At 65.6% G+C, this 17,600-nt stretch carries 14 protein-coding genes; 6 read left to right on the forward strand and 8 right to left on the reverse strand.

Annotated elements, in window-relative coordinates; genetic code table 11:
- Nucleotides 1-114 precede the first annotated feature (114 nt).
- Entirely contained in the window at nt 115-1,017 is a 903-nt protein-coding gene (locus tag LCM4577_RS23620; protein WP_071073691.1) for a LysR substrate-binding domain-containing protein, read from the forward strand.
- A gap of 93 nt (nt 1,018-1,110) precedes the next feature.
- On the opposite strand, the gene LCM4577_RS23625 is transcribed toward LCM4577_RS23620, so the two are convergent.
- The gene (locus tag LCM4577_RS23625) at nt 1,111-1,377 is read right to left on the reverse strand and encodes a hypothetical protein (protein WP_040982305.1); all 267 of its coding nucleotides are present in this window, start codon (nt 1,375-1,377) and stop codon (nt 1,111-1,113) included.
- A gap of 276 nt (nt 1,378-1,653) precedes the next feature.
- Between LCM4577_RS23625 and LCM4577_RS23630 the strand changes: the two genes are divergently transcribed.
- Together LCM4577_RS23630 and LCM4577_RS23635 are read left to right on the forward strand one after the other, a co-directional pair.
- Complete coding sequence (locus tag LCM4577_RS23630; protein WP_071073694.1) at nt 1,654-3,489, forward strand: monovalent cation:proton antiporter-2 (CPA2) family protein; 1,836 nt, start codon at nt 1,654-1,656, stop codon at nt 3,487-3,489.
- A 10-nt stretch (nt 3,490-3,499) separates the two neighbouring features.
- Nucleotides 3,500-4,048, forward strand: a complete 549-nt coding sequence (locus LCM4577_RS23635) for a DUF924 family protein (protein ID WP_071029630.1) — start codon at nt 3,500-3,502, stop codon at nt 4,046-4,048.
- 69 nt (nt 4,049-4,117) lie between these two features.
- Here the strand turns inward: LCM4577_RS23635 and folK are convergent, their stop codons facing one another.
- The 3 genes from folK to folP are packed head-to-tail and all read right to left on the reverse strand — an operon-like array spanning nt 4,118 to nt 5,830.
- Nucleotides 4,118-4,630 (reverse strand): 2-amino-4-hydroxy-6-hydroxymethyldihydropteridine diphosphokinase, encoded by a 513-nt coding sequence (gene folK, locus LCM4577_RS23640; RefSeq protein WP_040981149.1) that lies wholly within the window; start codon nt 4,628-4,630, stop codon nt 4,118-4,120.
- The gene (gene folB, locus LCM4577_RS23645; protein WP_040981151.1) at nt 4,614-4,973 is read right to left on the reverse strand and encodes a dihydroneopterin aldolase; all 360 of its coding nucleotides are present in this window, start codon (nt 4,971-4,973) and stop codon (nt 4,614-4,616) included. The genes folK and folB overlap by 17 nt, the downstream gene beginning before the upstream one ends.
- Before the next feature lie 2 nt (nt 4,974-4,975).
- The gene (gene folP, locus LCM4577_RS23650) at nt 4,976-5,830 is read right to left on the reverse strand and encodes a dihydropteroate synthase (RefSeq protein ID WP_071073696.1); all 855 of its coding nucleotides are present in this window, start codon (nt 5,828-5,830) and stop codon (nt 4,976-4,978) included.
- 84 nt (nt 5,831-5,914) lie between these two features.
- Here folP and LCM4577_RS23655 point away from each other — a divergent pair, with 84 nt between their 5' ends.
- A complete protein-coding gene (locus LCM4577_RS23655) occupies nt 5,915-6,535 on the forward strand; it encodes a DUF922 domain-containing Zn-dependent protease (RefSeq protein WP_083354824.1) in 621 nt (206 codons plus the stop codon).
- Nucleotides 6,536-6,740: 205 nt separating this feature from the next.
- The gene (locus LCM4577_RS23660) at nt 6,741-8,225 is read left to right on the forward strand and encodes an MDR family MFS transporter (RefSeq protein WP_071073698.1); all 1,485 of its coding nucleotides are present in this window, start codon (nt 6,741-6,743) and stop codon (nt 8,223-8,225) included.
- Nucleotides 8,226-8,230: 5 nt separating this feature from the next.
- Here the strand turns inward: LCM4577_RS23660 and LCM4577_RS23665 are convergent, their stop codons facing one another.
- The 3 genes from LCM4577_RS23665 to LCM4577_RS23675 form a co-directional block, all read right to left on the reverse strand.
- Nucleotides 8,231-9,262 (reverse strand): NAD(P)/FAD-dependent oxidoreductase, encoded by a 1,032-nt coding sequence (locus LCM4577_RS23665; protein ID WP_071073699.1) that lies wholly within the window; start codon nt 9,260-9,262, stop codon nt 8,231-8,233.
- 91 nt (nt 9,263-9,353) lie between these two features.
- A complete protein-coding gene (locus LCM4577_RS23670; protein ID WP_041006959.1) occupies nt 9,354-9,674 on the reverse strand; it encodes a 2Fe-2S iron-sulfur cluster-binding protein in 321 nt (106 codons plus the stop codon).
- Between the two features lie 100 nt (nt 9,675-9,774).
- On the reverse strand, nt 9,775-10,071 hold the full coding sequence (locus LCM4577_RS23675; protein WP_371410069.1) for an Hpt domain-containing protein: 297 nt from the start codon (nt 10,069-10,071) through the stop codon (nt 9,775-9,777).
- Nucleotides 10,072-10,444: 373 nt separating this feature from the next.
- On the opposite strand from LCM4577_RS23675, the gene LCM4577_RS23680 reads away from it, so the two are divergent.
- Entirely contained in the window at nt 10,445-16,852 is a 6,408-nt protein-coding gene (locus LCM4577_RS23680) for a kinesin (protein ID WP_071073703.1), read from the forward strand.
- An 87-nt stretch (nt 16,853-16,939) separates the two neighbouring features.
- Here LCM4577_RS23680 and LCM4577_RS23685 read toward each other — a convergent pair whose 3' ends face one another.
- Nucleotides 16,940-17,593 (reverse strand): ABC-type transport auxiliary lipoprotein family protein, encoded by a 654-nt coding sequence (locus tag LCM4577_RS23685; protein ID WP_244508410.1) that lies wholly within the window; start codon nt 17,591-17,593, stop codon nt 16,940-16,942.
- Nucleotides 17,594-17,600 lie beyond the last annotated feature (7 nt).

Genomic DNA, 17,600 nt, shown 5'->3' on the forward strand with positions numbered 1-17,600 from the left:
ATGGCGACTTAGTCGCTCTTGCCTTTTGGGTATCCCTGAACCGGCCAGGCGATCAAACGCCAATTTCGCCCAAGTCGATTGACAAAAACTCAACTGACATTTCATGATCGGCCAATGGCCCTGCCCTCGCTCAATGGCATGCGCGCTTTCGAGGCCGCCGCGCGTCTCGGCAGCATCAAGGATGCAGCGGAAGAGCTGCATCTGACGCCCTCGGCCGTCAGCCGCCACATCCGCGCGCTTGAAAGGAACCTCGGCCAGGACCTGTTCGAACGCGGTTTTCGCCAGATCACCCCGACAATCAGGGGCTCATACTACGCGCGCTCTCTTTCGGAGGCATTCGAGGCAATCTGGCGCGCCACCGACGATGTCAGCTTCGTCGACGGGCCGTGGCACGGCAGGAYCCAGCGTGTAAGAGTGCTCTGCGTGCCGACCGTCCTGAACCTCTGGCTGGCGGACCGGTTGCCGAATTTCCGGCGACTGCATCCATCCGTGGACCTGGAGATCTCGACGTCGGGCAAGCGYGCCAACTTCGATTTGGCGATTGTCGACGAGTTCGTCTACAAGGCCGGTCCCGCGTTGACGCTGCTGATCCCGCTCCTGCTGACGCCGGTATGCGCACCGTCGCTGCTGGAAGGTCCGGTGCCGCTGCGCTCCCCCGCCGATCTGGTCWACCATCACCTGATCCACGAATGCGAGACCATGCGGTGGAAGCGGTGGCTGGAGCAGGAGGGCGTTCTCGACACCACGCCTAAATCCAGCACGACACTCGATGACTGCACCTTGATCATGCGCGAGGTGATAAACGGCGCGGGGATCGCCCTGGCCGACACCATAATGGCCCAGGACCTTCTGCAGCAAGGCAGGCTTGTCGCCCCCTTCAGCGCCCGCCACGCCTATCCCGCCGGCATCTACCTGCACCAGCGCCGCAGCATCGGAAACAAGCCGGGCACCGGCCTGTTCCAGGACTGGCTGCTCGCCGAGATCGCCGACCACAAGCGGACCATGGGTATCGCGTAGCGTATCTCGGAAAGACGTGCCGACCGAAGCGCCGCGTAAGAAAAAAGGCGGCGGCCGACCGGCCACCGCCTTCATATTTGTCGACGGCTGCGCTCAACCCTTGATGGTGGCGGTCAGCTCGTCATAGGCCTTGCAGGCTTCGTCGAGCGTCGTCGCGCCCTGATACTTGGTCGTCACAGCCTGCACCTTGGCGGTCAGATCGGCCGCCTTGCTCGGGTCCTTGGTGATGGCTTCCTGGAGGGCGGCAGCCATGTCCTGCGCCTTCTTGGCGGCGATTTCCTGCGTGCATTCCGGCCCCTTGGAGCAAGCCGAACCGGCCAACGCCGCAACACCGACGGCAACGAGCAAAAACTTCTTCATGTCAATTTTCTCCTCAAAAAAGGCAGCCGCCCATCGCGGCTGCCTCCACTGGCCGAAGCCCAAAGGCCAGAGCCAAGCGTGCCATAACCTCTGATTGTGGCGGCGCGCAACGACCGGGCTGTGTCAACTTGTGTAACACGGTTGCAACAGCCGTTTGCCGCGAAGCCTATCGCTTCGTATCCTGGTGGATGCCCCTGCTCTTCCAGCCAGTCTCCGCGCCCTTGCCTCCCGCTCCCAGGGCATGCAAGGAGTGGGTCAAGCAACGGGATGACAGGCATGGCAGCTGAAGCGTCGAGCAGCGATCTGGTGCAGGTGGTGGCGCTGCTCGCCGCTGGCGTCGTCGCCGTGCCGATCTTTAAGCGCATGGGGCTCGGCTCGATCCTCGGCTATCTCGCCGCCGGCGTCGTCATCGGCCCGTTCGGCCTGCGCATCTTTTCCGAATCGGAAGCGATCCTCCATGTCGCCGAGCTCGGCGTCGTCATGTTCCTGTTCATCATCGGCCTGGAGATGCAGCCCTCGCGGCTCTGGGGGCTGCGGCGCGAGATCTTTGGACTGGGCGCCTTGCAGGTGGGCGTCTGCGCGGTGCTTCTGACCCTGGTCGGACTGGCCGGCGGCTTTCCGATCGCGCAGTCCTTCGTCGCCGGCGCCGGCTTCGTGCTGACCTCGACGGCGATCGTCATGCAGTTGCTGGAGGAGCGCGGCGAGATCGCCACGCCGAAAGGCCAGCGCATCGTCTCCATCCTGCTGCTCGAAGACCTGATGATCGTGCCGCTGCTCGCGCTGGTGGCGTTCCTCGCGCCTGGCGGCGCCGAGACCAGTTTTTCGCAGCGGCTGACCGAAGTCGGCATCGGTATCGCCGCCATCGTCGGTCTGGTCGTGGCCGGCCGTTACCTGCTCAATCCGCTCTTCCGCATCCTGGCCGATGCCCGCGCCCGCGAGGTCATGACCGCCGCCGCGCTGCTGGTGGTGCTGGGATCGGCGCTCGCCATGCAACTCTCCGGCCTGTCGATGGCGATGGGCGCCTTCCTCGCCGGCGTGCTCCTGTCGGAATCGACCTTCCGCCACCAGCTCGAAGCCGATATCGAGCCGTTCCGCGGCATCCTGCTCGGCCTGTTCTTCCTCGCCGTCGGCATGTCGCTCGACCTCGGCGTTGTCGCCCAGAACTGGCAGCTCGTCGCCATTTATGTCGTCGCCTACATGGTCATGAAAGCGGTCGGCATCTACGCCGTCGCGCGCATTCTGAAGAGCGGCCACCGCGAGGCGCTCGAACGCGCCGTCTTCATGGCGCAGGGCGGCGAGTTCGCCTTCGTGCTCTATTCTTCCGCCGCCGCGGTCGGCATCATCGACGGCCAGGCCAATGCCACGCTGACCGCCATTGTCATCATCTCCATGGTGCTGACGCCCTTGGCCATCGTGGCGCTGCGCTACCTCACCCCGCGCGACGAGCAGTCGCTCGACGGCGTCGACATCGCCGAGGGCCTCACCGGCAGCGTGCTCATCATCGGCTTCGGCCGCTTCGGCCAGATAGCCAGCCAGCCGCTTCTGCTGCGCGGGCTGGATGTCTCGATCATCGACAACGAGGTGGAGATGATCCAGGCGGCTGCCGATTTCGGCTTCAAGGTCTATTACGGCGACGGCACGCGGCTGGACATCCTGCATGCGGCCGGCGCCGGGCGCGCCCGCGCGGTGCTGATCTGCGTCGACAAGCCGGACGCCGCCGTGCGCATCGCGCAACTGATCAAGGCGGAATTCCCTCTGGTCACCATACTGGCGCGCGCCTTCGACCGCGGCACGGCGCTGCAGCTCATTCGGGCCGGCGTCGACTACCAATTGCGTGAGACCTTCGAATCGGCGCTCGTCTTCGGCGGCTCGGCGCTGGAGGCGCTGGGCGTCGATCCCGAGGAAGTCGCCGAGGTCATCGAGGACGTGCGCCGCCGCGACACCGCCCGCTTCGAAACCCAGCTTGCCGAGGGCATCCGCGCCGGCCAGCGTTTCCTCAAGGGCAATATCGGCACGCCGATCCCAACGCCGCTCACCCAGCCGCGCCGCGCCGGCCGGGCGCTGAACCAGGAGACCGCCGTCGTGCTGAACCAGGYAGAAACAAAGAACTGAAGGACAAGGCATGGCAGAACTCGATCCGCGAGCGCCTTCGGTCACCAAATTCTGGCGCGATGCCGGCGAGGACGCCTGGTTCGAGAAGAGCGACGCCTTCGACGCGGATTTCCGCAACCGGTTCCTGGAGTTGCATTACGCCGCCGCGCGGCGCGAATGCGACGACTGGAACGCGCATGCCGAAGGCTCGCTGGCGCTGATGATCCTTCTCGATCAGTTCCCACGCAACTGCTTCCGCGGCAGCGGCCACATGTATGCCACTGACCCACTCGCCCGGTACTTCGCCGACAGGGCGATCGCCGCCGGTCAGGACCTGGAACTGGACGAGCAGCTTCGCGTCTTCCTCTATTTGCCCTTCGAGCATTCCGAATCGCTGGCGGACCAGCAACGGTCGGCCGAGCTGACGGCCGCCAGGGCGCCCGACTATCTGAAATACGCCGAGGAGCACCTGGAGATCGTCCAACGCTTCGGACGCTTCCCGCACCGCAACTTGATGCTTGGCCGCGCGACGACCGCCGAGGAACAAGCTTTCCTGGACGGCGGCGGTTTTTCCGGCTGACCAGCCGGCTTGGAGCAATTCCAGGAAAAGTGTGAGCGGTTTTCCGTCCGGAATTGCGACAATCCAAAATCAGCCGAGCCACCATTCGCGGCCCGACGGCAGCCGCTCGATGCCGGACGTGTCGACGGCTCCGAGCCGTTCCGACACGCTCCTGCCGCCAACCGAAAGCGCGGGCGCGATCTCGGCCAGCGGCGCCAGCACGAAGGCGCGTTCCAGCATGCGCGGATGCGGCACTTCGAGACCGGTCTCGTGGATCACCCGGTCGCCGAACACCAGTATGTCGATGTCGATCAGCCGCGGCCCCCAGCGCTCCTCGCGCACGCGCTTCAGCCGCTTCTCGACGTCGAGGCAAAGGTCGAGCAGCGCGCGTGGCGAAAGCGCCGTCTCGATCGCGGCGGCGGCGTTGAGGAAATCGGGCTGGTCGAGCTTGCCCCAGGGCGGCGTGCGGTAGAGCGAGGAGACGGCGGTGACGCGCGTCGCGTCGTCGCCGTCCAGCATGCGCAATGCCGCGCCCATGGACTTCGCCGGGTCGCCGAGATTGCCGCCGAGGCTGAGGTAGACGGCGCTATTCCGGCCAGACAACGCTCACCTCGACATGATCGAGCACGCCCGGCACCGGGGCGTTCGGCTTGCGCACGGTGATCGCGGCTTTCCTGATCTGCGAGAACCGCGCCGTCAGCGCTTTCGCGACCTCCAGCGCCAGCGCCTCGATCAGGAAGCGGCGATGTCCGGTCACGATCTCCTCGATGACCGAGAAGGCGACGCCGTAATTGACGGTATCCTCGATGGAATCCTCCGTCAGCGGCCGGCTGGGCTCAACCGTCAGTTCGGCATCGACATAGAAACGCTGGCCAAGCGTCTCCTCCTCGTCAAGCACGCCGTGGCGGGCGAAGAAGGCGCAGTTCTTCATGCGGATGACGTACATGATCAGTGTCCGGGAGGAAGCTCGGTTTCGCGGGCAAGCATAGCATCGGTCACCGCCAGCGCGTCCACGTTGATTGCGACATCGTGGACGCGAAACAGGTCGGCTCCTTTCAAGCGCAGGATGACGCTGGTGGCCGCCGTGCCGGCCGCCCGATCGCCAGCCTCGCGCCCCGTCGCGCTGCCGATGAAGCGCTTGCGCGAGGTCCCCGCCATCAGCGGATAGCCGAGCGCCTGAAGCTCGGAGAACCGCGCCATCAGGTCGAGGTTTTCCTCCGCCGTCTCCTTGGCGAAGCCGAAGCCGGCGTCGAGCACGATCTGGCTGTCGGTGACCTTGCCGGCACGCGCGATCTCCAGCGATCTGCGCAGGAACAGGAACTGGTCCTCGATCACGTCAGGCAGCTTCTGCCGTTCGCGCCCGGTATGCATGATGACGAGCCCGGCGCCGGTCTCGGCCGCGACGCGCGCTATGCCGGGCTCGCGCTGCAACCCCCAGACATCGTTGACGATATGGGCGCCGGCGGCGACCGCCCGCCGCGCCGTGTCCTCGCGGTAGGTGTCGACCGAGATCAGCGCCTCGCCGGAAGCCGCGAGCGCGGCGATGACCGGCAGCACGCGGCCCTGCTCTTCTTCAGCGGTGATCGGAGCAAAACCAGGTCGGGTCGATTCCCCGCCGACATCGATGACGGCGGCGCCCTCTTTCACCATGCGGCGCGCCTGCTCCAGCGCCTTCTCGGGCGCGATGAACAGGCCGCCGTCGGAAAAACTGTCCGGGGTCACGTTGAGGATGCCGACGACGACGGCCTTCGGACCGAGGTCGAGATAGCGTCCATGCGCCAGCTGCCATCGCCTTGTCGTCATTGTCCATCAACCATGCGTGATCCGCGCGAAATCAATTCCGTTGCGCTGGCGACGGCCCTAAAGCAAGGTGCGTGAAGAGGCAATATGATGAACCGATCCCTGCTCTGCGCCCTGATGCTCGCATTGACCGCCATGCCGGCGGGCGCGGCCAATCTGGTGAAGACCTACAGCTATTTCAGCGTCGGCGGCCGCACGCTCGACGATATCCAGAACCAACTGTCGAGAAACGGCCCCGAAGTGAAGAGCACCGGCTCGCGGCATCCGGGCGCCACGCAGATGGCCTTCACCACCCGCATCAGCTACGCGCAGAGCGCGGAATCCTGCCGCATCGCCGACGCGGCCGTCACCGTGAAGGTCAAGGTGATCCTCCCCGAATGGCGGCGTCCGCGCAAAGCCRATCCCGACGTCAGGCTGTTCTGGGACACGCTGTCGGCCGACATCAAGCGGCATGAGGAGCGCCATGTCGAGATCGCCAAGAACCATGCGCGCCTGCTCGAGGATGCGCTGAAATCCATCCCTGCGCAAAAGACATGCGAGGAGGCAAAGGCCAAGGCCGCGGCGGTCCAGGCAGCCGAGCTCGCCAGGCACGATCAGGACCAGGTGCGCTTCGACCGCGTCGAAAGCGTCAATTTCGAAAACCGCATCCTCCGACTGATGCGTTACCGGATGGAGCGCGTCGAAGCCGGGCAACTGCCGCCGCCTTGACCTGAGGCAAGCCGCATCCGAGGCCAATTTCGCCCAAGCATGGTGCCAGACCGGGAAAACTTTCGAAGGGCGGTCGAAATCGGACTATATCGAACGACATATAGCGGGGTCGAACACTCGAACCRCCATCCACGATGAGAAATGAAGGCGCGACCGGCCGGAGCCGTTTTGGCGCACTGAGCATCAGCCTTTGAAAGAATGACGCATGGACCAGACCGTCGAGAAACAGGCGATGGCGCCGAAAGCCGCGCCGATGATGAGCGAGAGCGAGAAGAATACCATCATCGCCGGCGTGCTGTTGTCGATGCTTTTGGCGGCGCTTGACCAGACCATCGTCGCCCCCGCCCTGCCGACGATCGCGCGCGCGCTCGGCCATGCCGAGTATCTGCCATGGATCGTCACCGGCTATCTTCTGACCGCGACGGCTGTGGCGCCGCTCTACGGCAAGATCTCCGATGTCTATGGACGCCGGCCGGTCATCCACGCCGGCATCCTCATCTTCCTGCTCGGGTCGCTGGTCAGCGCGCTCGCGCCCAACATGCTGGTGCTGGTCATCGGCCGCGCCATCCAGGGCGCCGGCGGCGGCGGTCTCTTCGCGCTGGCCCAGACGGTCATCGGCGATCTCGTGCCGCCGCGCGAGCGCGCCCGCTACGCGGCCTGGATATCCGGCACCTGGGCGGTGGCCAGCGTCGCAGGTCCTCTGCTTGGTGGCGTCTTTGCCGAACATCTGCACTGGTCGTTGATCTTCTGGATCAACCTGCCGATCGGCTTCCTGGCCATGGCTATCGTCAACAATCCGCTGAAGAAGCTGCCGATCGCGGCTAAGCATCACCGCATCGACGGTTTGGGGGCGGTGCTCCTGGTCATCGCCACCGCGCTGCTGCTCCTGGCGCTCAGTTGGGGCGGCAGCACCTATCCCTGGTTCTCAGGCGAGATTCTCGGGCTCGTGGCCTGCTCGGCCRTGTTCTGGTTCTTCTTCGCGCTGAGGCTGCTGAGAGCGGCCGAGCCTTTGGTCTCGCTCGAAGTGTTGGGCAACCCGATCGTGCTCGCCGGCACGCTGTCGATGTTCCTGCTGCAGGCCGCCAACATCGGCGCGTCGGTCTACCTGCCAGTCTATCTGCAATCGGTCGTCGGGCTTTCGGTGAGCGAATCCGGCACGGCGATGCTCGGCCTCTTGCTCGGCACAGTCGCCGGCGCCGCCTTCAGCGGCCGCATGATCCCGCACTTCGTCCACTACAAGCGCATCGCCATGATCGGCCTCGGCCTGGCGATCGTCTGCATAGGCCTGCTCAGTGCCATTGCGGGACACGCCTCGCTGCTCGAAGTCGAAATCCTGACCACGCTGATCGGCCTGGGCAGCGGCACGACCTTTCCGGTCAGCACCGTCTCGGTCCAGAACGCGGTCGACCGCGCGCATCTCGGTGTCGCGACGGGCGTGCTGACCTTCCTGCGCACGCTGGGCGGCGCGCTCGGCGTCGCCATGCTCGGCGCCGTTGCGCTGGGTTTTGGCCTGCCCTTGGCCGCCGAAGGCTCGCAGACGCACATCCAGCTGACATCGGCAATGCCGTTCGTGATGATCTTCCTTACCGCCGGTATCACGCTCGTGCTGGCGCTGATCACGCTGGCCGTGATGCCTGAAAAGGAATTGCGCGGCCACGACGAGAACGCGGCGCCCGTGCTCGCGGAATGACTTTTTCAGTCGTGGACGCCGAGCTTCTTCTGCAGACTGGTCGACGAGGTCGTGTACTGGAAGACGATGCGCTCGCCCGGGCTGATGACGCGCTTGGCCGCCTGCGCCATCAGCGCCACCTCATGGAAACCTGACAGGATCAGCTTCAGCTTGCCGGGATACCAGTTGATGTCGCCCACCGCAAATATCCCAGGGATCGACGTCTGGAACTTCTCGGTGTCGACCGGGATCAGGTTCTCGTGAAGGTTGAGGCCCCATTCGGCGATCGGCCCGAGCTTCATGGTGAGGCCGAAGAACGGCAGCATGCGGGTGCACGGCACGTCGACGTCGCCGTCCGGACCGCCCTTGATGGTCGCCGATGACAGCTGGCCGGCGGCGCCGGCGAGGCCGCTGACCTGGCCGACGAGAAATTGCAGCTGCTTCATCTCCTGCATGGCATACATCTTGTTGACGCTGTCGGGCGCCGCCCTGAATTCCGGGCGGCGATGGACCAGCGTCACGCTTTTGGCGATCGGCTGCAGGTTGAGCGTCCAGTCGAGCGCCGAATCGCCGCCACCGACGATGACGAGGTCGTGCCCGCGAAAATCCTCCATGCGCCGGACGGAATAGAAGACGCTCTTGCCCTCATAGTCCTCGATGCCGGGAATGGGCGGGCGCTTGGGCTGGAACGAGCCGCCGCCGGCGGCGATCACCACCACCTTGGCCTCGAACACCTCGCCTTCATCCGTGGCGACGCGGAAACTGCCGTCCTCGAGCTTTTCAAGGCTCGAAACCATGCGGTTGAAGGTGAACTCCGGCTTGAACGAATGGATCTGCTCCATCAGCTTGTCGACGAGGCCCTGGGCCGAAATCATGGGCCAGCCCGGAATGTCGTAGATCGGCTTTTCCGGGTAGAGCTCTGCGCATTGCCCGCCGGGACGGTCGAGAATGTCGATGAGGTGGCATTTCATGTCGAGCAGCCCGAGCTCGAACACGGCGAACAGGCCGACCGGCCCCGCCCCGACAATGAGAACGTCCGTCTTGATCGTATCGGTCATGCGCTGCGCCCCATTGGGAAATGGTGCGAGACTGCATGAGCTATCGCCTGCTGCCAAGCAGCCAGCGCGAAAGAAAATTGGAAAGTCGGCTTCAGCCTTGCCGTTCAGGCACCCTAACGATCAGGCCGTCCAGCGCCTCGCGCACCTTGATCTGGCAGGAGAGGCGCGAATTCGGCCGGACGTCATAGGCGAAGTCCAGCATGTCCTCTTCCATCGCCTCCGGCTCGCCGACCTCGGCCGTCCAGGCCTCATCGACATAGACATGGCAGGTCGCGCAGGCACAGGCGCCGCCGCATTCGGCTTCGATGCCAGGCACCGCGTTGCGGATCGCGTTTTCCATCACCGTCGAGCCGTTTTCGGCGTCCACGTCAAATCGGGTCCCGTCATGGGCGATGTAAGTCAGCTTGGTCATTAAAGTCACCTGAGGAGTCGCAGCCGAGATAATCACTCCGCCGGACAAGTCAACTGCGGCGCGAAAGCGCCACGAAATGACGTTTTTCAAAAAGTTAATGCTAGCGGCTGATGCCAGCGATGAAATCCCGCACTTCCTCGATCAGCGTGCCGAGCYGCTTGAGCGCGCGGACATCTTCCGGCTGCTTTTCGATGATCGCCGCGCATTCGGCCACCGCAAAGGYGCCGATGCCGCGCGCCGAGCCCTTCAAGCCATGCGCCAGAAGCACCCGCTGCCGCATGTCGGCGTCGGCGATCTGGTCGCGGACGCTGAGCGACTGATGCACGAACAGCGCCAGCACCTCCCGTTCGAGGTCGCGGTCGCCCATTGTCTGACGCGCCAGATGACCGAGATCCACAGGCCGGGTTCCGACGGTTCCGGAGGCATCTCCCCCCGGCATGGAAAACGCAATACCAGTTTCGCCACGCATACGCACTCCAACTCCATCAAGCGGGCAGACGGGCCCGAGAAAATAGGCGACTCCGGTCGCCAAGGGGTTAACGATTGCAGGGGAAAAATGTTGTCACGGAGGCGGCCGGATCACGCTTCCGTTAACCTTATATTTAAAGTTTTACGTATCGCCGGGAATGCATGTTTTCTTTACCCCTGTGTGTCATTACGATACGAAGGTCCATTTTTCAGCCTCCTGCTCGGGATAGACAAGCCAGAATCGGGCCAGAATCAGGCCAAAATCATAAGTCCCGCGGCAGCTAGTACAGGGTAGCGAAGGCATGGCTAAGAAACCAACGACGACCAAGTCTCTCGACAGCGACGTAGCCGCGGAACTGGAAAAGGCGCTCGACCTTGACCTTGCCGGCGACGAAGGCGGCCTCGATATGGCGGCGTCGATGGAGGACCTCGAAGCGCAGATCTCGGCGGCAGCCGACGAGCTGGCGCGCGAGGGCCGTAGCCAGAGGGCGGAGCCGGCAAACAACCCCCAGCCTGCTAGCCCCCAGACTGCCAAGGCCCCCGCGCCCAAGCCGGCCGAACTGCGCCCGGTCGAGCCGCGCAACGGGCAGCCGTCCGGCTTTACGCCTCCCGCAGGCTTCACGCCCGCCAATGACGACCGCCAGAAGGACTACAAGACGCTGCTGCACAGCCTCAACCGGCGTGCGTCGAGCACCGTCTACTGGGTGATCGCCTTTATCTCGCTGGCCTGGATCGCCGGCGCCGGCGGCCTGGCCAATCTTCTGTTCGGCCCCGACATCTGGAAGATCCGCACCTTCGACCAGTTCTTCGCCCGCCCCGAGCTGATCGGCCTGGCGGTTGCCGCGATCGTTCCGGTCATCCTGTTCTGGGCATTCGCCGCCATGATTCGGCGTGCGCAGGAAATGCGCATCGCCGCGCAATCCATGACCGAGGTCGCCTTCCGCCTGGCGGAGCCGGAAAACCTCGCCCAGGACCGCGTCATGATGATCGGCCAGGCCGTTCGCCGCGAGGTGGCGGCGATGGGCGAAGGCATCGAGCGGACGCTCGCCCGCGCCGTGGAGCTCGAAACGCTCGTCCACGGCGAAGTCAGCCAGCTCGAACGCTCCTATTCCGAGAACGAGGCTCGCATCCGTTCGCTGGTCGATGGTCTGGGCAGCGAGCGCGAGGCGGTCGTCACGCATGCCGAGCGCGTGCGCGCCTCGATTGCCAGCGCTCACGAGACGCTGCGCGACGAGATCGGCTCGGCCAGCGACATCATCCGCGACTCGATCCTCAACGCCTCGACCAAGCTGTCGATGACGATCAACAATTCCGGCGACACGCTGATCGATCGCATCAATGAGAGCTCGACGTCGATCTTCGATTCCGTCGAATCGCGCCTGGACAGCATCACCGACCGTCTTTCGACCTCCGGCGAAGCCTTCGCCAGCCTGCTCGATACCCGCATCGCCAAGCTGACCGACACCACGGACGGCCTGACCCGCTCGCTGACCGACTTGCTCGACGACCGCACCAATGGCATGGTCTCGCTGCTCGGCGGCGCGGCGCGCACGCTGAATTCGGAATTCGAAGCGAGCCTCAGCGGCATCGAGCGCACGCTGGCCGAACGCGGTCAGGCGCTGATCAGCGAATTCCAGACCCGCGCCGAGGCGCTCGACACCGGCACGCAGAAGCTCAACGCCGCCCTCGAAGCGCGCGCCCGTCAGATCAACGAGACGATGGTGGAGCGCGCGAAGGAGATCGCCCACGCCTTTGCCGAGAGCAAGGACACGCTGTCGGCGATGATCGATCAGGGCAAGACCCAGATCGGCGCCGATATGGCCGATATCATCTCGTCGACCTCCTCCATGCTCGAAGCCCGCGCCACCGACTTTGCCGGCCGCATGGAAGCGGCCCGGCATGTGGTGTCGCGTTCCTTCGATTCCGACATCCAGCGGCTGGCCGATGCCCGTGTCGGCATCGAGGAAGCCGTCGAAAACCACAGCCGCGCGCTTTCCGAGAGCCGCGAACGCATGGCCGCCGCCATGCAGGAGGACCTGGCGAAATTCGCCGAAGGGCGCGCGGCGATCGATGCCGCCGTCACCAACCAGGTGCAGAAGCTGGCCGAAGGCCGCGGCCTGATCTCACGAGCGCTGGAAGAAGACCTGCGCAAGGTGAACGAATCGCGTGCCGCCATCGATGCATCGCTCGGCAGCCATCTGGAGCAGATTGAGGAAGGCCGTAACCGCCTGTCCCAGGCCTTGAACGAAGACTCCGGCAGACTCGTCCAAGCTCGTACGATGATTGACGAAATGGTCGCCGGTCATGTCGGGAAACTGGCTGAGGGCCGCAACATCCTGGCGCGCGCCCTGGAAGCCGATCTCGGCAAGCTGCAGGACAGCCGCGCCTCGATCGACGGCCTGGTCGCCGGGCAGGTCGAGAAGATCGCCGAGGGCCGCGCCGTGCTCGCCAAGGCGCTCGAAACCGACATCATCGGCATCAGGAACCTGATCGAGACCCACTCGACCAAGCTCGCCGAGGACCGCGGCGAACTCAGCCGCGCGCTTGAAGGCGATCTGAGCGGCATTCGCGGCCTGATCGACAGCCACGCCGGCAAGCTTGCCGAGGACCGCAGCCTGCTGTCGCAGACGCTGGAAGCCGACCTTGCCAAGCTCGCCGAAAGCCGCGCCTCGATCGACGGACTGGTCGCCGGCCAGGTCGAGAAGCTCGCCGAAGGCCGCGACATCCTCAAGCGCGCGCTGGAAGCCGACCTCAACACCATCAAGGGTGCCATTGCGGGACATTCGGACAAGGTGTTGGAGGATCGCGCCCAGCTGTCGAAGGCGCTCGAAGCCGACCTGCAGGCCGTCAGCGGCGCCATCGCCGATCACCAGGACAGGCTCGCGCAGGATCGCTCGACCTTGTCGAAGGCCCTGCAGGATGACCTCCAGACTGTAAGCGGCGCCATCGCCGACCATCAGAACAGGCTCGTTCAGGACCGTTCGGTGCTGTCGAAGTCGCTCGAGGACGATCTCGCCAAGCTGGCGGAGAGCCGCTCCAGCATCGACGGGCTGGTCGCCGGCCAGGTCGAGAAGCTTGCCGAGGGCCGCGACATCCTCAAGCGCGCGCTGGAGGCCGACCTCAACACGATCCAAGGCGCGATCGTCGATCATTCGCAGAAGATCACCGACCACCGCGCCGAGCTTTCGCGTGCGCTCGATGCCGATATGGCCAGCGCCAGCGGCCTCATGCAGACCCATGCCGACCAGCTGTCGCAGAACCGCGCGACGCTGTCCAAGGCGCTGGAGGACGATCTCGCCAAACTTGCCGAGAGCCGCGCCGGCATCGACAGCCTGGTGTCCGGCCAGGTCGAGAAGCTCGCGGAAGGCCGCGACATCCTCAAGCGAGCGCTGGAGGCCGACCTTGCCAAGTTGGCCGAAAGCCGCGCCTCGATCGATGGCCTCGTCGCCGGCCAGGTCGAAAAGCTCGCCGAAGGCCGGGACATCCTCACGCGTGCCCTTGAAGCCGACCTTGCCAAGCTGGCCGAAAGCCGCGCCGGCATCGACGGGCTGGTCGCCGGCCAGGTCGAAAAACTCGCCGAAGGCCGCGACGTGCTCAGCCGCGCCCTCGAGGCCGATCTCGCCAAGCTGGCCGAAAGCCGCTCCGGCATCGACGGCCTCGTCGCCGGCCAGGTGGAAAAGCTCGCCGAAGGCCGCGATATCCTCAGGCGCGCCCTTGAAGCCGACCTTCAGAAGCTGACCGAAAGCCGCTCCGAGATCGACGACATCATCGCCGGCCATGTCGGCAAGCTGTCCGAAGGCCGCAACATGCTCGCCAAGGCCCTGGAGGACGATCTCGCCAAGCTCGGCGATGCGCGCAAGGACGTCGATCGTTCGGTTTCCGGGCATATCGACCAGATCGCCGCCAGGAGCAGCGACATCTCGGCGGCGATTGCCGCCGACGTCGAGAAGATCGAGCAGGCTTTCAGCCGGCAAACCGGTATCATCGAGGAGCGCGCCGGCACCATGGAGCGTGCGCTGTCGACCGGTGTCGACAATGTCCGCGGCGTGCTGGAAAAGACCGCGGTGTTCGTGGCGGGCGCGCTCCGCGACAAGGTCATGGAAGTCACCAGCGCCCTGCATGAGCAGGCCGGTGCCGCTTTCAGCGACGCCGATCGCAAGATCGCCGAACGCGCTGAGCAGACCTCCGCTGCGCTGCTTGCCAGGGCCGAGGACATCGCCCAGGCCTTCGAGGCGGCCGACCGCCGTCTGCACGAGCGCGCCCAGGACACGTCCAACATGCTGATGGCGCGCGCCGACGATGCTTCGAACGCGCTCATGGCGCGCGCCGAAGAAACCGCCGACAAGCTGTCCACGCGCGCCAGCGAGATCGCCAACACCTTCGACACGGCCGACCAGAAGCTGGTTGCCCGTGCCGTCGAGACGGCCCAGTCGCTTGCCGCGCGTGCCGGCGACATCCTGCGCAATTTCGAGGGCGCCGACGAGCGGCTGTCGATGCGCATCACCGAATCGGCCGAAGCGCTGGCCGCCCGCGCCAGCGATCTCGGCCGCATCTTCGACGCCGCGGACCAGCACCTGATCTCGCGCATTGCTGAAGGCTCGGAGGCATTGTCGTCACGGGCGTCCGAAATTGCCCGCATCTTCGACGATGCAGACAGCCGCCTGGTGTCGCGCATCGCCTCGAGCACCTCGACCATCGGCGAGCATGCCGACACGATCGTCGGCGCCTTCGCCGCCACCGAACAGCGTGTCGCCGACCGCGCCCGCCAGACCGGCCAGGAGCTTGCCGTGCATGCCCGCGAGATCGAGCAGGCGCTGGCCGGCGCCGACGAGCGGCTTGCCGCAAGTGCCGCGGCTGCCGCTTCCCGCGTCGAGGACCAGGTCGCGAGCGTGGAAAGCCGCCTCGCCCACACTGCCGAGACCATGGGCCAGAAGCTCAACGAGCAGGTCTCCAGCGCCGAAGCCCAGCTCATCTCGCGCGCCAACGTCATCGCCGAGACCTTCACGGCGGTCGGCCAGCATATCGGCCAGAGCACCAACGAGGCCGCCAAGACCATCGGCGCCAACACCCGCGAGCTCAACACCATGCTGGCGGCGCGTTCGGCCGAGATGGCGAAGATCCTCGACGAGACGGCCAAGCCGCTGGTCGAGCGTTTCGCCCAGGGCGGTTCCGAACTGCAGCGCAGCATGGAAGAGGTCACCGAAAGGGCGGCCGAGAAGCTACGCAGCGAGAATACGAACCTCGTCAACGCGCTGGCCAGCCGCACCGCCGAGACGCTTTCGGCCGTCGAAGGCGCTCGCTCCTCGCTTTCCGACAGCGTGGCCGATCTCATCGGCCGCATGACGACCTCCAGCGCGCAGCTCGGCCAGCTGATCGAGCAGGCTGCCGTCAATCTCGGCCAGGTCGAGGAACGGCTCTCGGGCAGCACGCAGAGCTTCGCCACGACCACGGAGAAGGCCGCCCAGACCTTCGCCAGCTCGGCGCGTCTGGTCGATTCCAACACGACGCGGCTCACCGACCTGTCCTCGGCGACGCTGCGCGAGGTGGCCTCGATCGCGACCAAGTTCGACGAGCACAGCCGGCTGCTCTCCAGCGCCTCGAACCTGCTCAGCTCCGCGCAGAGCAATCTCGAGCACACGCTGGAGCGTCAGTCCTCGCTGGAAGACCTCGCCGTCGGCCTGGTCAAGAAGTCGGAAGACCTCGAGAAAGTGATGCGTTCCTTCGAAAGCCTCGTCGGCCAGACGATGCAGACCGCGGAGGGGCGCACGATGGAGTCGGCGGAAAAGATCCGCACCGCCATCGCCGAGGTTGTCGATTCGGYGACGCGCCGCTTTGCCGACGCGACCGAGGAGATGCGGCGCACCGCGGGCTCCATCAAGAGCGAGCTGGATCTCACCCGAGCCGAGCTGAAGAAGGGCGTCATCGAGATGCCGGAAGAGRCCAAGGAATCGACCTCGGCCATTCGTCGCGCCGTCGCCGAGCAGATCAACGCGCTCAAGGAACTGTCGGATATCGTTGCGAAATCCGGCCGCAGCGGCTCAAGCGAACAGGGCGAGCCGCGCGGACTGCGCCCTGCTCCGCAGGCGCCGGCCCGCGCCGCCGAGCCGCCGCTGCGCCGCCCGCCGGCGCCTCAGCCGCAGCCGCAACCCACGGCGCGCGCTCCGCAGGCGCCGCTCGCCGAGACCACGTTGCGCGGCACGCTCGACCTGGAGCGTCCCGCCGAAGCGCCGCGCCGGGAGAACGGCAAGACGCCGCAGGGCGGCTGGGTGCGCGACCTGCTGACCAACGCCTCGCGCGAGGAAGAACTGCGGCCGGCAGCGCCGGCGGAAGCGCCGCGCGCGACGCCCGCACAGCGCTCGCCGCTGCAGGTGATGGAGTCGCTCAACTCGCTCTCCGTCGACATCGCGCGGGCCATCGACCATGACGCGTCGATCGAGCTCTGGAACCGCTACCGGCGCGGCGAGCGCGACGTGTTCACGCGCCGCCTCTATACGCTGAAGGGCCAGCAGACCTTCGACGAGATCCGCCGCAAGTATCAGGCCGAGGCGGAATTCCGCGCCGCGGTCGACCGCTACTGCGAGGATTTCGAGAAGCTGCTCAAGGATGTCTCGCGCAACGACCGCGACAACATCATGGCGCAGACCTATCTGACGTCCGACACCGGCAAGGTCTACACCATGCTGGCCCACGCCAGCGGCCGGCTGCACTGACGCCGCCAAGCAGAACCGGAACTGAAAAAGGCGGGTCTCGACCCGCCTTTTTCACGCCGTAATTTGATTGCCGGCTTGGCCAGCGCCTCAGATCGTCTGGTCCGTCCAGTGGACGATGTCCTTCGCCGCCTGGCCGAAGGCGCTGTCCAGCGCGCCGACATAAGCCGCATTGCCGCTGCCGGAGACCGGCGCGCTCGCGGTGAAGCTCTTCGAGGCGCGTACCTCGCCGTTGCGGTCGTTGAGGATGCGCACGAACAGATCGACGTCGGCATGCTCGCCGCCATCGACGCGCACCTCGAAGGAACGCACCTCGACGATGATCTGGTAGTCGATCGCCAGCCCCTCGCCCGGCTTGCCGACGCCGGCAAAGCTGCCGGAGCGCTGGAAGGTTTCGGCTAGCCTCGCCTGCACGATCAGCGGCAGCCGGTCGGCCCATTGCGCGCCCTTCAGGAACTGGATCGAGCTGTCGGAAGGCCTGATGACGATGTTCTGGCTATCGAGCGCCTTGAGCGCCGATGGCTGGGCTATCAGGATCTGGCGACGGCTGTGGGCACGCACGTCGACCGACGGCGCGGACAATTCGAACGTGTCGAGCGGCGCCGGGTTGCCGCCCAGGGCCGCGCAGCCGGCAAGCGAAAGCACCAGCAACGCCGCCGCGGATGATCTGAAACTCCCCGCTACCACCCTGACCGACTTCACGCGCGATCCCCGTTGTCCCCGGATCCTACGATCAACCCGCATTTGCGGT

It is taken from the genome of Mesorhizobium sp. LCM 4577, assembly GCF_001854795.2.
In the GTDB taxonomy this organism is placed as follows: domain Bacteria; phylum Pseudomonadota; class Alphaproteobacteria; order Rhizobiales; family Rhizobiaceae; genus Mesorhizobium; species Mesorhizobium plurifarium.

Excerpts from the sequence above, each read along its gene's own strand:
- LCM4577_RS23625 (WP_040982305.1), bottom strand. The coding sequence starts at position 1,377 with ATGAAGAAGTTTTTGCTCGTTGCCGTCGGTGTTGCGGCGTTGGCCGGT.
- LCM4577_RS23635 (WP_071029630.1), top strand. The coding sequence starts at position 3,500 with ATGGCAGAACTCGATCCGCGAGCGCCTTCGGTCACCAAATTCTGGCGC.
- folB (WP_040981151.1), bottom strand. The coding sequence starts at position 4,973 with ATGTACGTCATCCGCATGAAGAACTGCGCCTTCTTCGCCCGCCACGGC.
- folP (WP_071073696.1), bottom strand. The coding sequence starts at position 5,830 with ATGACGACAAGGCGATGGCAGCTGGCGCATGGACGCTATCTCGACCTC.
- LCM4577_RS23665 (WP_071073699.1), bottom strand. The coding sequence starts at position 9,262 with ATGACCGATACGATCAAGACGGACGTTCTCATTGTCGGGGCGGGGCCG.
- LCM4577_RS23670 (WP_041006959.1), bottom strand. The coding sequence starts at position 9,674 with ATGACCAAGCTGACTTACATCGCCCATGACGGGACCCGATTTGACGTG.
- LCM4577_RS23685 (WP_244508410.1), bottom strand. The coding sequence starts at position 17,593 with ATGCGGGTTGATCGTAGGATCCGGGGACAACGGGGATCGCGCGTGAAG.